This window comes from Paenibacillus sp. WC2504, from assembly GCF_052682475.1.
Genome location: NZ_JBQZFH010000001.1, coordinates 5,108,719 through 5,122,107, shown reverse-complemented (window position 1 = coordinate 5,122,107; position 13,389 = coordinate 5,108,719). Strand labels below are relative to the sequence as shown.

Here is a 13,389-nt window from a genome sequence, read left to right as displayed (position 1 = left end):
ACGAGCCGAAAGGGGGATATTTGGATGCTGAGGCGGGCAGAAGGCAAGGTAAGCGCGGTTATTTCCGTTAGGGAAGGGCTGCAGGTCGTCCGTGTTATCATGCGGCATAGCGGCAAGGAGGAGCGCGCTGTCCATTATACCGATAGTTCACCGCCGCTTCGTCCCGGTGATGTGGTTGTTCTGAATGTAACGGCTGAGGAGCTTGGACTAGGCTCAGGAGGTTATCACATCGTCCTGCCTGCTGACGCAATAAGCAGTGATCTCTCTGCTGCTGAACATCTATCCGACGGACATATTATGAAACTCAAATACACCCCGTTACAGCGGAGTGTGCTTGCTGTGGAGGAAGAGATCAGCAGGTTTCATCCTCTTTTTCAAAAAGAGCAAACCCTGGAGGGGATGCCTGTCTTGCTTGGGGAATTACATAGTATGCTTCCTGTGGTGCTCTGTTGGCTTCGATACCGTGAACAGCAACCGGATCAACCGGTTAAAATGACGAGGAACGCAGCCTACATCATGACGGATGGCGGCGCACTCCCACTTGCCTGGAGTCAGCATATCGCACAACTGGAAGCTTTGGGATGGCTTCAAAATACAATTACGTATGGTCAGGCTTACGGTGGAAAGCTGGAGGCAGTAAACAAATTTAGCGCGTTGATTGCGGCTAAACATGCTGCCAAAGCGGACATATGTCTCGTAACGATGGGACCTGGAATTGTCGGTACAGGTACACGGTACGGCTATTCCGGTATCGAAGTCGGTGAGCTCGTTAATGCCGTATACGCCTTAGGCGGGACTCCAATTGTGATACCGCGCCTTTCCTTTGCCGATGAGCGGCCACGGCATCGAGGGATTAGCCACCATACGCTAACGGCTTTGGAGCTTGCTGCGAGATGTCCGGCTATCGTGCCTTTCCCGCAATGTATTGCAGAGGAATATGCGATAATTCAAGAGCAGCTGAACCGTTTGGAGATGCATCGAATAAGGATGATGCCATCTGTATCGGCGGAGCAAATCGCGGAGTCCTTACGCCCATATCCGCTGCCGATTACCTCGATGGGAAGGGGATTACGGCAGGATCCTGTTTATTTCCAAGGTGTTTGCGCTGCGGTTGATTGTGCAATCCAGCTGCATAATCAATCAACGTGACGTTCGGCCCGCCTTGCTGCACCATGAGTTCAAGCTGATGTTTGACTTCCCAGGCTTTTCCCACCAAACGAATTTGTTTTTCCGCGATATAGCTCTTCATATCGATCTTCCTCTTTTCCGGTTGAAATTTGATATAATGATCGATATGCAAAAGTAGGACAAGTTATACCATTTTAGAAATTGACGAGGTGTCCAAATGACCGTACATAAGAAATTCGAAGAAGTTACTGTACAAACGGAGTCCATTTATAAAGGCAGAATCATATCACTTCAGCTAGACACCGTTACACTGCCAAATGGGGAAACGGCAACGAGAGAAATCGTGAAGCACCCAGGTGCCGTAGCGGTCATTCCATTAATTGGGGATAAAATGATCGTCGTGGAGCAGTATCGAAAACCATTGGAGAAAAGCCAGGTTGAAATCCCGGCGGGCAAGCTGGATGCAGGGGAAGAACCGTTGAAGGCGGCTATACGCGAGTTGGAAGAAGAAACGGGATATCGGTCTGACAACGTAAGGTTGGTGAGCTCCTTTTATACATCCCCGGGATTTGCTGATGAAATTATCCATCTCTATATCGCGGAAGATTTGGTCAAAGGAGACGCCAATCCGGATGAGGATGAATTTCTGGAGTGTGAAGCCATTACGCTGGAGCAAGCTCAAGCGTATATGCGGGAAGGGCGTATCAGCGATGCCAAAACCATTATGGCTGTCTATGCTTGGCAGCTATACAAGTTAACGGGCCAGATCTAGGATGAAATCTTATTACGCAGACCTTCATATTCATATTGGACGAACCGAGAGCGGCCAAGCTGTGAAGATAAGCGCCGCGAATAACCTGACCTTTTTCAATATTGCCCATGAAGCGGCCGTCCGCAAAGGGATGGAGATCATTGGCATCATCGACTGCCATTCGCCATCCGTGCAAAACGACATCCTGACCTATTTGGATCGTGGTGAGATGGCAGAACTGGAAGGTGGAGGTATCAGGTACCGGGATACAACCGTCATGCTGGGAAGTGAGATTGAAGTAAGGGAACCAGGCATGGGGCCAGCACATTTGTTAGCGTATATGCCCAATCTTGAGGTCATGCAGGGATTTACAAACTGGATGAAGGGGCATATGAAAAATGTAGAGCTCAGCTCACAGCGAATATATGTGCCTGCGCGAGTATTGCAGGAGGAGGTGCTTGGCAGAGGGGGAATCCTGATTCCCGCTCATATTTTCACACCTCACAAAAGCGTATACGGCAGCGCAACGAGCAGGATGGAAAATCTGCTTGATCTGCAAGGTATCTCCGCTGTGGAGCTTGGACTAAGCGCCGATTCGGAGATGGCTGGACTGATTTCTGAGCTCGATCCTTTTACATTTATAACCAATTCAGATGCGCATTCGCTGGGTAAAATCGGGCGTGAATATAACGAGATACAGCTAGCTGCGCCTACCTATGATGAGCTCGTTAAGGCGCTTCATCGCCTGGAAGGGCGTAGCGTGGTCGCAAATTACGGACTGAATCCCCGGTTGGGAAAATATCACCGCACCTATTGCTCCTTATGTGAAGCCGTGTTGGATGAGCAAGAGGGCACCGTAGAGCGCTGCGCAGATTGTGGCAGCAATAAGATCGTCCGAGGCGTTATGGATCGCATACTGGATTTGGCGGATCGCGAAGAGCCGTATCTGCCACCTTACAGGCCGGCGTATCATTTTCAAGTCCCACTGGAGTTTATCCCTGGGCTTGGTCCTAAGAAATTGAATCAATTGCTTCACCGTTTCGGAACGGAGATGAATGTGCTGCATCGCACGACGCACGAAGAGCTGGTTAGTGAAGTTGGTGAAGAAATAGCCGCTTACCTTGTCGGTGCGCGTGAAGGTACGCTTTCGTTGGAGGTTGGCGGAGGCGGAAGATATGGCAAAGTGAAAAATCGTTCATAGTTTCCAGGTCTCGCTCATAAGCTTGTCTTTGTAGAGGTTGTACACACGGGAGGAGCTGCGAGAGTGAATAGGAACCTAACGATGAAACAATATATGAAGGACAATCTGCCGCTATTTATATTCGTCTCCGTACTCTTTCTCATTGGTGTTGTGTTCGGTGCCGTGATGGTTAATGCGCTTTCCTTGGAACAAAAGCAGGAGATGACGCGTCATTTGGGAAGTTTTTTCCATGAAATTAATGATGGCGGCGAATTTGACAGCAGGCAGTCGTTCGTTCAATCTTTTGGCATGCACATGAAGTGGATTTTACTGATCTGGTTGTTTGGGCTGTCCGTGATTGGCCTTCCGCTTATCCTTGTGCTGGATTTCCTAAAGGGTGTGTTGATTGGCTTTACGGTTGGCTATCTGGTCGGTCAAATGTCTTGGAAAGGCATGTTGTTCGCGCTGGTTTCTGTAGCTCCGCAAAATTTGATCGTCATTCCGGCGATTCTCTTCTGTAGTGTTGCAGCGATGTCTTTTTCCATTTATATGATTAAAAATAGGTTTATGAGCCGCAATGGCAACATGTACCAACCCTTCATGCGATTCACAACTTTGACGTTGCTAATGGGTGTTTTCCTTCTTGGGGCAGCACTTTGGGAGGGCTATGTTTCGCAATTGATGATGAAATGGGTCACGCCGATGCTGGTTCCGCTCTATGGATGACAGAAAACAACATGTTTCTGTTTGACTTTGTCAGTAAGCTCCCCCTATAATGAAAAGAGTGGCTAAAATTGGGCTTGGATGCCCACCTTTCTGAGGGGGAGGCATATGGAAGCAAGGATTGAGAAAATTAAGCAGCAGTTGCAATCCCAAGGGTACAAGCTTACCCCTCAACGGGAAGCGACTGTGCGTGTACTATTAGAAAATGAACAAGATCATCTAAGTGCCGAAGACGTGTTTATGCTTGTGAAGGATAAAGCTCCGGAAATCGGTCTGGCAACCGTGTACCGAACATTAGAGCTTCTGAGTGAGCTGCATGTCTTGGAGAAAATGAATTTTGGCGATGGCGTAGCTCGTTATGATTTGCGCGATGACAGCACACGTCACCATCACCATCACTTAATCTGCGTTCAATGCGGGACCGTGGATGAAATTATGGAAGACTGGCTCGGGCCTTTAGAAGAAAGGCTGGATAAGGATTTTCATTTTCAAGTATTGGATCATCGACTAGATTTTCAAGGTATATGCTATCGCTGTAACGAACGAGGGAAACCGGACTCATTGGACAAATCCAAAAATAACAGCACGGAATAGAGCTGTTCATACAAAGAAAATGCCTGTAAGCACATGGAGTGCGTACAGGCATTTTTGCTTATTTCTCATATACTGGATATTAGAAAATAGAATCTCCTTCCACATAATTGGACTGGAAGCATGGGTACATTATGACTAACGTTCATGAGAAAGAAGGTAGACGCGAATGACGGAGCAATCATTTGTAATCGGCGTCCCAAAGGAAATAAAAAATAATGAAAATCGCGTCGCATTGACTCCAGGCGGAGCAACGACGCTTATTATGGCTGGACATAAAGTGCTCGTTGAAGCCGGTGCCGGAGCGGGCAGCGGGTTTAGCGACGAGGATTATGCCAAGGAAGGCGCCGTTCTTGTTGCGGAGGCCGCTGAGGTATGGGCGCGCAGCGATATGATTATGAAAGTGAAAGAACCGCTCCCTGCGGAATATGGCTATTTTCGGGAGGGGCAGCTGCTTTTCACTTATTTGCATTTGGCTGCTGCGGGGGATTTGGCAGACCACCTGCTGAACAAGAAGGTGACAGGTGTTGCTTATGAAACCATTCAGCTCCCCAATGGATCGCTTCCTCTGTTAACGCCGATGAGCGAAGTTGCCGGTCGTATGTCCGTCCAAATCGGCGCTCATTTTCTGGAGAAGTTTTATGGCGGGCGCGGCATTCTATTGGGCGGTGTACCAGGCGTACCACCTGCGAATGTAGTGATCCTAGGCGGAGGAATTGTTGGAACCAATGCAGCCAAGATGGCGCTTGGTTTAGGAGCTAATGTTGCCATTATCGAACGGAGCGCGGATCGGATGCGTGCCTTGGACGATATTTTCGGTGGCAGGCTGAATACCTTGATGTCGAATCCGTTTAATATAGCAAGTGCCGTTGCCAAAGCAGATCTTTTGATCGGGGCGGTTCTTATTCCAGGAGCGAGAGCGCCAAGGCTAGTGACGGAAGCGATGGTCAAAACGATGAAGCCTGGCGCTGTCATTGTGGATGTCGCCGTGGATCAAGGCGGTTCGATCGAAACGATCGACCGGGTGACCACGCACAGCAGCCCTACCTATGAGACACACGGTGTCGTGCATTATGCGGTAGCGAATATGCCCGGCGCAGTCCCTCGGACTTCGACGCTTGCTTTGACGAACGTAACATTGCCGTACGCTTTGGAGCTTGCCAATAAAGGATTAACAGAGGCGATCACAGCTAATTACGCCCTGCAATTGGGGGTTAACACGTATAAAGGCAGCATTACCCATCCAGCCGTTGCAGAAGCGCTGGGGATGCCTTATGTGAAGTTGTCCGATCTGTCATAAACAGGGCCTGAGCCTCATATCCTGTCCTAAAGAAAGGGACAGAAATGGGGACCTGGCCTATGATTTTTTCCTATCGAAAATTACTTGTTCGCTTGCGCTTTATGCTGCTTTTCATGACATTAACGGTTGTTCTGTATCAAGTGATGTTAGTACTCTCCAGCTGGATAGAGCCTGTGAACCGCTACCGCGCGCCAGCGGGCAATTCCGTCAAGGTGTTTGGACAGCATGAGCATGCATCGTTTCCAGAGTCAGACAAAATGAGTGACAGGCTGCGTTTATTTTATTGGTATGGTGAATAAAAGAGGAGTTCGCAGGTCCATCGTTGAATGCTAACTGTTAGAAATATGGCAGGTAACGAAGGAGCTACATAACATGATGATGGTTGATTTGCAATCCTTCATCCGATTTTTGTCTGTAGAACGCGGACTATCCAAGAATACACTGGAATCTTACGAAAGAGACTTGCAGCAGTTTGTTGACTATTTGCAACGGCAGGGGATTACAGCTTGGAAAGAAACAAGCAAAACCAACATTGCGGGTTTCTTATCCCAATTGAAATTGCTAGGCAGAGCTACAGCCACCTTGTCTCGGAATCTTGTTTCGATCCGTGCTTTCTATCAGTATTTGCTGAGAGAGCGTTTGGTGGACGCAGATCCATCCCTTTTCATTGAAGCGCCTAAGCTGGAAAAGAAGCTGCCCAAGGTACTTTCTGTTGAAGAGGTTGGCAAATTGCTGGATGCGCCTCATCTTGAGCTTGTGAGCGGCGTGCGCGATAAAGCGATGCTTGAACTGCTGTATGCAACGGGAATTCGCGTCTCTGAACTTATCTCGATGAACGTTGATGACGTTCATCTGCAACTTGGCTTCATTCGCTGTATGGGAAAAGGGAACAAAGAGCGTAATATCCCGCTTAGTTCAATTGCTATTCGCTGCTTGACCGCCTATATACATAAAGATCGCAAGAAATTGTTGAAGAAGTCGGCGGACGAAGAGGCTTTATTTATTGGACACTTAGGGACCCGGATGACGAGACAGGGCTTTTGGAAAATTTTGAAAAGATACGCAAATGAGATGAAGATTGAGAGTGAAATCACACCTCATGCTTTGCGGCATTCTTTCGCTGCCCACTTGATCGAAAATGGTGCAGATTTAAGATCCGTCCAAGAAATGCTCGGACATTCCGATATTTCGTCCACACAGCTCTATGTGCAAGTCACAAAGCTCAAAATGAAAGATGTTTATAACCGCGCTCATCCGAGAGCGAATATGTAAAAGATGACAGCGGCGATTTCCTTCAGGAAAAGCTGCTGTTTTGCATTCATAGAAAGGAAATGCGATAATCAAGGGTGGATAACATTGTGAACAATTTGGAGGGACAAGTGTGCGCTTTGAACGAATAGGTTTAATCGTATTGGATAGCGTAGGCATCGGCGAATTACCGGATGCCAAAGAGTTTGGCGACACAGGCAGCCACACGCTTGGACATATCGCGGAGAGAGTGAGTGGATTCTCGCTTCCTAATTTGCAGCGTATGGGTCTAGGCAGTATCGCTGAGATAAAAGGCATCCCGGCAGCTGACGCGCCAGAAGCTTATTATGGCAAAATGGCCGAGGTATCGGTTGGAAAAGACACGATGACGGGGCACTGGGAATTGATGGGGCTTCGTATTTCTACACCGTTTAACGTATATCCGGATGGATTCCCGGAAGCATTGATTTCCCAGTTTGAGCAGGAGACAGGGCGCAAGGTCATCGGTAATAAACCGGCTTCAGGGACAGAAATTTTAGATGAGCTTGGCGAAGAACAGATGAAAACAGGAGCTTGGATCGTCTACACGTCGGCAGATAGTGTATTTCAATTGGCTGCTCACGAAGATGTGATTCCACTTGAAGAGCTGTACCGTGCATGTGAAATTGCCAGACGTCTAACGCAAGGCGAATTTGCAGTAGGCCGCGTCATTGCGAGACCTTATGTTGGCGAGCCTGGAGCTTTCAAGCGTACGCCGAATCGGCATGATTACGCGGTCAAGCCGCCGGAGCCGACCGTGATGAATCACTTGAAGGACGCGGGATATGATGTCATTGCCATTGGAAAAATCAATGATATTTTTGACGGCGAGGGCGTCACGAAAGCAACGTCCACAAAAAGCAATTTAGACGGCATACAGAAGACGATCGAAGTACTTGGCGAGCCGTTCAAAGGGTTGGCTTTTACAAACCTCGTTGATTTTGACTCGTTATACGGTCATCGTCGCGACCCTGAAGGTTATGGCCGAGCACTGGAGGAATTCGACAGCTTCGTACCGCAGCTCAAAGCGCAGCTAGGTCCGAAAGATCTGCTGATCCTTACAGCGGACCACGGCAATGATCCCGTGCATGCGGGAACAGATCATACACGCGAGTATGTGCCTATCTTACTATATAGCCCGAGCTTTGAGGCCCCTGTTTCTCTGGGAATCCGTGGAACATTTGCTGATCTTGGGGCTACCATTGCCGACAATTTCGGTGTTAAGCCTACAGATCAAGGCGAGAGTTTCCTGCATCTTCTCAAATAAAGCGACTGCCGAACTGAAAAAGCCAAGGAGGAATATAACATGTCAGAAACATCCATGATTCAAAAGATTCAAGAGGCAGCCGCCTTTATTTCGAAGGAAACAAAGATTAAACCGCAAATCGGACTTATATTAGGTTCAGGACTCGGCGTGCTTGCTGACTTAATCGAGCAGCCGATCGTCGTTGACTACTCGCGAATCCCGCACTTTCCGGTATCCACCGTCGAAGGTCATGCGGGGGAGCTGGTCGTTGGTACGATTAAAGGTAAGCAAGTGCTGGTCATGAAGGGCCGTTTCCATGCTTACGAAGGTTATGGCGCAGAAACCGTTTCTTTCCCTGTTCGTGTTATGAAAGAGCTGGGTGTGGAAACGTTGATCGTCACGAATGCAGCTGGTGGCATTAACGAGTCTTACCAAGTCGGCGATTTGATGGTTATCAGCGATCACTTGAATTTGACGTACCGCAATCCTTTGATCGGACCAAATGATTCTGCGCTAGGCGTTCGTTTTCCGGATATGTCGGAAGCGTACAGCAAACGTCTGCGTAAATTGGCGCATGACGTGGCGGCATCGCAAGATTTTAAACTGCAGGAAGGTGTTTATGTTGGACTTCTCGGACCTAACTATGAAACTCCGGCAGAGATCCGTATGTTCCGTACACTGGGCGGTGACTCCGTGGGTATGTCTACAGTACCTGAAGTGATCGTAGCCCGTCATGCAGGCATTGAGGTGCTTGGTTTCTCCTGCATTTCCAATATGGCTTCCGGCATTTTGGACCAACCGCTTTCCCACGCAGAAGTGATGGAAACGACGGAGAAAGTCAAACCTAAGTTTTTGAAATTAGTACTGGGCATTATTGAGGCTATTTAATTACAAATTGAGGTTATTTATCAGATAAGGAGATCAAAATGGCATTGACGTACATAGAGAAAATTAATGAAGCAGCAGTGTTTATTAAGGGAAAATTAGGGGATGTCGCACCTGTTATCGGGCTAGTTTTAGGCTCAGGGCTTGGCGATATGGCGAATCAGGTAGAAAATCCGATTGCGATTGATTACAGCGAAGTGCCGCATTTTCCGGTTTCAACGGTTGAAGGGCATGAAGGCCGTTTTGTCGCAGGAACGCTTGAAGGCAAGCAAGTCATCGTGATGCAGGGGCGTTTTCATTATTACGAAGGTTATGATATGAAAAAGGTTGTTTTCCCTGTGTATGTCATGAAAGCAATCGGCGTTCATTCCGTTGTCATGACGAATGCGGCGGGCGGTATGAATCGCGGTTTCAAAGCCGGTGACCTCATGGTGATTAGCGATCATCTCAACATGACGGGTGACAATCCGTTAATCGGACCTAACCACAGCGAGCTGGGTGTTCGCTTCCCGGATATGTCCGAAGCGTACAGCCGCGAGTATCGCGAGCTTGCGCATAAGCTGGCCCAAACAGTTGTGGGAGAGGATGGCGTGCCTCTGAAGCTTCAGGAAGGCGTGTATGCAGGGATAACAGGACCTACTTACTGCACACCGGCTGAACTGACGATGCTGGCTCGCATCGGCGGCGATGCGATCGGCATGTCCACCGTAGGTGAAGTCATCGCGGCTCGTCATGCGGGACTTAAGGTGCTTGGCATCTCGTGTATTACAGATATGGCGGTGGGCGAGGAGCTTGAACCTCTAACGCATGAACAGGTTGTCGCGGTAGCCAATCGGACGAAACCGAAGTTCATCGCTTTGGTCAAAGCTTTTGTGCGTGACGTGCAATTGGGATAAAAGAGTTGAAAAGTAACAAACCCTACAGGTTGTAGCGATAAAGAAGCAAACAACATGGTCCGGCAGCTTCCAAATTCGGGAGAGACTGCACGGTGTGTAATTTGCATTCGTGTGGGAAATAGTAAAGTTAATATCCCCCGATAAGGGGGATGTTTTTACGAGGATTCATTCACAATTCCGTCACAAAATATTCAAAGATTTGCCACTAAACCTGTATGGGATTGTCTCGCGATGTTAGGTAGAATAGATGAAGTGAACACATTATGAGGGGGATATGCATGCAAAAGTGGATTTTCTTTGTGTTATTTATACTTGCGGGCGCACTGGGGCTGGGAGTCCTTTTTCAAGATATCTCTGAACGCCAAGAGGCGAAAGCAGCAGAGGAAGCCGGCAGCAAAATTCAACAGCTTAAAATTGCAGCATCGAACTGGCAATTTGACTCGACCGACTACACGATCAAAAGTGGCGAGCCTACGAAAGTTTCCTTGTCTTTGAAAGAAGGCGTACATGCAATCGAAATTAAAGGGTTGGATGTCAAGCTGGATAAAGAAAACCCTTCAAAAGAAATTACGTTTGACAAGCCGGGAACTTATGAAATTGATTGCGTACTGCCATGTGGCGAAGGTCACGCTAAAATGAAAGCTAAATTAGTTGTACAATAAAGAGAATAATAGTACAAAGGGGGGCTCAAGCAGCTCCCTTTTTTCGATTTATTATTGAAGGAGGAACTCGCATGAGAATGGTTGATTTAATACATAAGAAAAGGTCCGGTGAGGTTTTAACCGAACAAGAAATCACGTTTATCGTACAGGGTTACACAAAAGGTGATATCCCGGACTATCAAATGTCAGCGTTGTTGATGGCGATTTTCTTTAATGGCATGATCAGTGAGGAAATATCCGCACTAACGATGGCCATGGCTGGATCGGGGGAAATGATTGATCTGTCGGAGATTGCCGGGATTAAAGTGGATAAGCACTCGACGGGCGGAGTAGGGGACAAAATCAGTCTGATTGTCGGCCCGATCGTTGCTTCTCTCGGCGTACCGGTCGCCAAAATGTCAGGCAGGGGTCTTGGTCATACCGGCGGAACCGTGGATAAGCTGGAATCAATTCCGGGCTTCCAGATTGAATTATCGAAAGAGGATTTTATTACAGCAGTTAATACCAATAAAATTGCGATTGTTGGCCAGAGCGGCAACTTGGCTCCTGCTGATAAAAAGATGTACGCACTGAGAGATGTAACCGCGACAGTAGACTCTATTCCGTTGATTGCCAGTTCCATCATGAGCAAGAAAATTGCCTCAGGCGCTGACGCGATTGTCCTTGATGTGAAAATCGGTTCGGGGGCTTTCATGAAAACCGTCGATGATGCAAGAGTGCTTGCCCGCACAATGGTCGATATCGGCGTGAAATTGAATCGCAATACGATTGCGATGATCACCGATATGGAGCAGCCGCTTGGCCGCGAAATCGGCAATGCGAACGAAATTCGCGAATCCATCGAAGTGCTTCGCGGCACAGGCGACAAGGAGCTAACCGAAGTCGCGATTTCCGTAGCGGCATATATGTCGCTGCTAGGCAAAGTGTTTGAGAGCTTTGAAGAGGCGCAGGAGGCTGTTCGCGACATTGTCATGAACGGGAAGGCGCTCGAGACGTTCAAGCGGTTTGTAGCGAGCCAAGGAGGCGATCCGAGGGTGGTGGATCAACCGGAGCTGCTGCCGACAGCGAGCTATCGTTTTGAAGTGCCAGCCGAGCAAGATGGCTATGTGAATCAAATCGATGCCGAGCATATCGGAATCGCGGCCATGCTGCTTGGCGCAGGACGCGCCAAGAAAGAGGATCAGATCGACTACGCTGTAGGTCTGACTTTGAATAAGAAGATTGGTGACGTTGTCCAGGCCGGGGAATCGATCTGCACCATTCATGCCAATCGAGAAGATGTACAGGAAGTCACGGCGATGATTCAAGGGGCTTATCGTATTGCACCTAGTCAACCGGCTCCTGTTCAATTGATTTATGATGTGATTGTTTAGAACAGGCACAGGCTCACGCTTATGCAAAAGGCTATCTCTCAGGTTTTTAGACCTTTGAGATAGCTTTTTTATTTTCCTTCCTTTGGAATATTTTGAGGGAAAATCGTCAAGACTGATTAGCAGTCATTCAAGCTGCAAGCGTCTGGTTTTCACTTCATAATCTCACAGGAGGGGTACAAAGGCTATGCGAAAAAAAGGGCTAATAAGTTTAATCTGTTTACAGTTATGTGTGATGCTGATCTTACCGGTTGCTTTTGCGGAAGAGAAAAAAGCGCCTACGGTCGATTTAACGCCGAACGCGCAATCCGCGGTATTGATGGATGCAGACACGGGCACAGTCATTGCGGAGAAAAACAAAGACACCAAACTTCCGCCAGCTAGTATTACGAAAATCATGACGATGCTTCTCATCATGGAAGCTATTGACAAAGGCAATATTAAAATGGATGAGAAAGTCCGGGTCAGTGAATACGCAGCTTCTATGGGAGGTTCACAAATCTTCTTGGAGCCAGGCGAAGAAATGACGGTTCAAGAAATGTTGAAGGGCATTGCGATGGCTTCCGGCAACGATGCCTCGGTGGCGATGGCCGAGAAAATCGCAGGATCCGAAGAAAATTTTGTGCAAATGATGAACGAACGCGCGCAGCAGCTTGGCATGAAAAATACCCATTTTTCAAACTGCAACGGGCTGCCAGTCGCCAATCACTATACAACAGCCAATGATATTGCTGTCATGTCCAGAGAACTGCTTAAGCATGAAGGGATAACGAAATTTACCGGAGCTTACCAGGATTATCTGCGGAAAGAATCACCAAACCCGTTCTGGTTGGTAAATACGAACAAGCTTGTACGTTTCTATAGCGGCGCAGACGGCCTCAAAACCGGCTACACCAGCGAAGCGAAATTTTGTTTATCTGCAACGGCCAAACGGGATAATTTGCGTGTCGTGGCTGTCGTGCTCGGAGAACCGAACACCAAAACGCGAAATGCGGAGGTCACGAAGCTGTTTGATTACGCTTTTGCCCAATATACCAACTATCCTTTATTCAAATCAGGCGATAGCCTGGGGAATTTTACTGTAAACAAAGGGCAGGTTTCGACAGTGCCGTTAGTTGCGAAGCAAAATTACAGTATTTTAATGAAAAAGGGCACGGCAACAGATAACATTCGACATGAGCTGCAGTTGGAGCCAAACTTGCGAGCGCCAATTGCGATGGGGCAACCGATTGGTAAAATTGTCGTATACAGCGGGGATAATGTGCTGACCGAATACCCTCTTGAGTCACCTGTAGCCGTGGATAAAGCATCTTGGTGGAAGCTGTTCAAGCGGACGACCTCGCACATGTTCCATACAGATAATTGATGAG

At 48.0% G+C, this 13,389-nt stretch carries 14 protein-coding genes and 1 pseudogene; 14 read left to right on the top strand and 1 reads right to left on the bottom strand.

The genetic code is table 11. The features are described from left to right. Window positions 1–24: 24 nt before the first annotated feature. Entirely contained in the window at window positions 25–1,149 is a 1,125-nt protein-coding gene (locus ACUN27_RS23225; protein ID WP_326063830.1) for a DUF3866 family protein, read from the top strand. Between the two features lie 34 nt (window positions 1,150–1,183). Here ACUN27_RS23225 and mciZ read toward each other — a convergent pair. Then, window positions 1,184–1,249, bottom strand: a pseudogene (gene mciZ / locus ACUN27_RS23220) (Z-ring formation inhibitor MciZ); the annotation flags it as partial. 96 nt (window positions 1,250–1,345) lie between these two features. On the opposite strand from mciZ, the gene ACUN27_RS23215 reads away from it, so the two are divergent. The 13 genes from ACUN27_RS23215 to ACUN27_RS23155 all read left to right on the top strand — a co-directional run bounded on the left by ACUN27_RS23215 (window position 1,346) and on the right by ACUN27_RS23155 (window position 13,385). Then, window positions 1,346–1,900 carry an NUDIX hydrolase gene (locus tag ACUN27_RS23215; RefSeq protein ID WP_326063831.1) on the top strand — a complete coding sequence of 185 codons (555 nt, stop codon included), beginning with the start codon at window positions 1,346–1,348 and terminating at the stop codon, window positions 1,898–1,900. Window position 1,901: 1 nt separating this feature from the next. Then, entirely contained in the window at window positions 1,902–3,080 is a 1,179-nt protein-coding gene (locus tag ACUN27_RS23210; protein ID WP_315949172.1) for an endonuclease Q family protein, read from the top strand. A 63-nt stretch (window positions 3,081–3,143) separates the two neighbouring features. Then, window positions 3,144–3,785, top strand: a complete 642-nt coding sequence (spoIIM, locus tag ACUN27_RS23205) for a stage II sporulation protein M (RefSeq protein ID WP_309492296.1) — start codon at window positions 3,144–3,146, stop codon at window positions 3,783–3,785. 105 nt (window positions 3,786–3,890) lie between these two features. Then, a complete protein-coding gene (gene fur / locus ACUN27_RS23200) occupies window positions 3,891–4,376 on the top strand; it encodes a ferric iron uptake transcriptional regulator (protein WP_315949174.1) in 486 nt (161 codons plus the stop codon). 166 nt (window positions 4,377–4,542) lie between these two features. Further along, a complete protein-coding gene (ald, locus tag ACUN27_RS23195; protein WP_315949175.1) occupies window positions 4,543–5,673 on the top strand; it encodes an alanine dehydrogenase in 1,131 nt (376 codons plus the stop codon). Window positions 5,674–5,732: 59 nt separating this feature from the next. Continuing rightward, entirely contained in the window at window positions 5,733–5,972 is a 240-nt protein-coding gene (locus tag ACUN27_RS23190) for a DUF4227 family protein (RefSeq protein WP_315949176.1), read from the top strand. A gap of 76 nt (window positions 5,973–6,048) precedes the next feature. Then, complete coding sequence (gene xerD, locus ACUN27_RS23185; protein ID WP_315950361.1) at window positions 6,049–6,945, top strand: site-specific tyrosine recombinase XerD; 897 nt, start codon at window positions 6,049–6,051, stop codon at window positions 6,943–6,945. A 109-nt stretch (window positions 6,946–7,054) separates the two neighbouring features. After that, entirely contained in the window at window positions 7,055–8,227 is a 1,173-nt protein-coding gene (gene deoB, locus ACUN27_RS23180) for a phosphopentomutase (RefSeq protein ID WP_326063832.1), read from the top strand. Between the two features lie 39 nt (window positions 8,228–8,266). Next, complete coding sequence (locus ACUN27_RS23175; RefSeq protein ID WP_315949179.1) at window positions 8,267–9,094, top strand: purine-nucleoside phosphorylase; 828 nt, start codon at window positions 8,267–8,269, stop codon at window positions 9,092–9,094. A gap of 38 nt (window positions 9,095–9,132) precedes the next feature. Continuing rightward, window positions 9,133–9,987, top strand: coding sequence for a purine-nucleoside phosphorylase (locus ACUN27_RS23170; protein ID WP_315949180.1), 855 nt, complete (start codon window positions 9,133–9,135; stop codon window positions 9,985–9,987). A gap of 278 nt (window positions 9,988–10,265) precedes the next feature. Continuing rightward, window positions 10,266–10,649, top strand: coding sequence for a hypothetical protein (locus ACUN27_RS23165; RefSeq protein WP_315949181.1), 384 nt, complete (start codon window positions 10,266–10,268; stop codon window positions 10,647–10,649). 71 nt (window positions 10,650–10,720) lie between these two features. Next, window positions 10,721–12,022, top strand: a complete 1,302-nt coding sequence (locus ACUN27_RS23160) for a pyrimidine-nucleoside phosphorylase (protein WP_315949182.1) — start codon at window positions 10,721–10,723, stop codon at window positions 12,020–12,022. A 184-nt stretch (window positions 12,023–12,206) separates the two neighbouring features. Further along, entirely contained in the window at window positions 12,207–13,385 is a 1,179-nt protein-coding gene (locus tag ACUN27_RS23155) for a D-alanyl-D-alanine carboxypeptidase family protein (protein WP_418936974.1), read from the top strand. The last annotated feature ends 4 nt before the right edge of the window (window positions 13,386–13,389 follow it).

What these genes read in the sequence shown, in the direction of transcription:
- ACUN27_RS23225 (WP_326063830.1), top strand. Translation starts at nt 25, where the DNA reads ATGCTGAGGCGGGCAGAAGGCAAGGTAAGCGCGGTTATTTCCGTTAGG.
- ACUN27_RS23215 (WP_326063831.1), top strand. Translation starts at nt 1,346, where the DNA reads ATGACCGTACATAAGAAATTCGAAGAAGTTACTGTACAAACGGAGTCC.
- ACUN27_RS23210 (WP_315949172.1), top strand. Translation starts at nt 1,902, where the DNA reads ATGAAATCTTATTACGCAGACCTTCATATTCATATTGGACGAACCGAG.
- fur (WP_315949174.1), top strand. Translation starts at nt 3,891, where the DNA reads ATGGAAGCAAGGATTGAGAAAATTAAGCAGCAGTTGCAATCCCAAGGG.
- ald (WP_315949175.1), top strand. Translation starts at nt 4,543, where the DNA reads ATGACGGAGCAATCATTTGTAATCGGCGTCCCAAAGGAAATAAAAAAT.
- ACUN27_RS23190 (WP_315949176.1), top strand. Translation starts at nt 5,733, where the DNA reads ATGATTTTTTCCTATCGAAAATTACTTGTTCGCTTGCGCTTTATGCTG.
- xerD (WP_315950361.1), top strand. Translation starts at nt 6,049, where the DNA reads ATGATGGTTGATTTGCAATCCTTCATCCGATTTTTGTCTGTAGAACGC.
- ACUN27_RS23175 (WP_315949179.1), top strand. Translation starts at nt 8,267, where the DNA reads ATGTCAGAAACATCCATGATTCAAAAGATTCAAGAGGCAGCCGCCTTT.
- ACUN27_RS23170 (WP_315949180.1), top strand. Translation starts at nt 9,133, where the DNA reads ATGGCATTGACGTACATAGAGAAAATTAATGAAGCAGCAGTGTTTATT.
- ACUN27_RS23165 (WP_315949181.1), top strand. Translation starts at nt 10,266, where the DNA reads ATGCAAAAGTGGATTTTCTTTGTGTTATTTATACTTGCGGGCGCACTG.
- ACUN27_RS23160 (WP_315949182.1), top strand. Translation starts at nt 10,721, where the DNA reads ATGAGAATGGTTGATTTAATACATAAGAAAAGGTCCGGTGAGGTTTTA.
- ACUN27_RS23155 (WP_418936974.1), top strand. Translation starts at nt 12,207, where the DNA reads ATGCGAAAAAAAGGGCTAATAAGTTTAATCTGTTTACAGTTATGTGTG.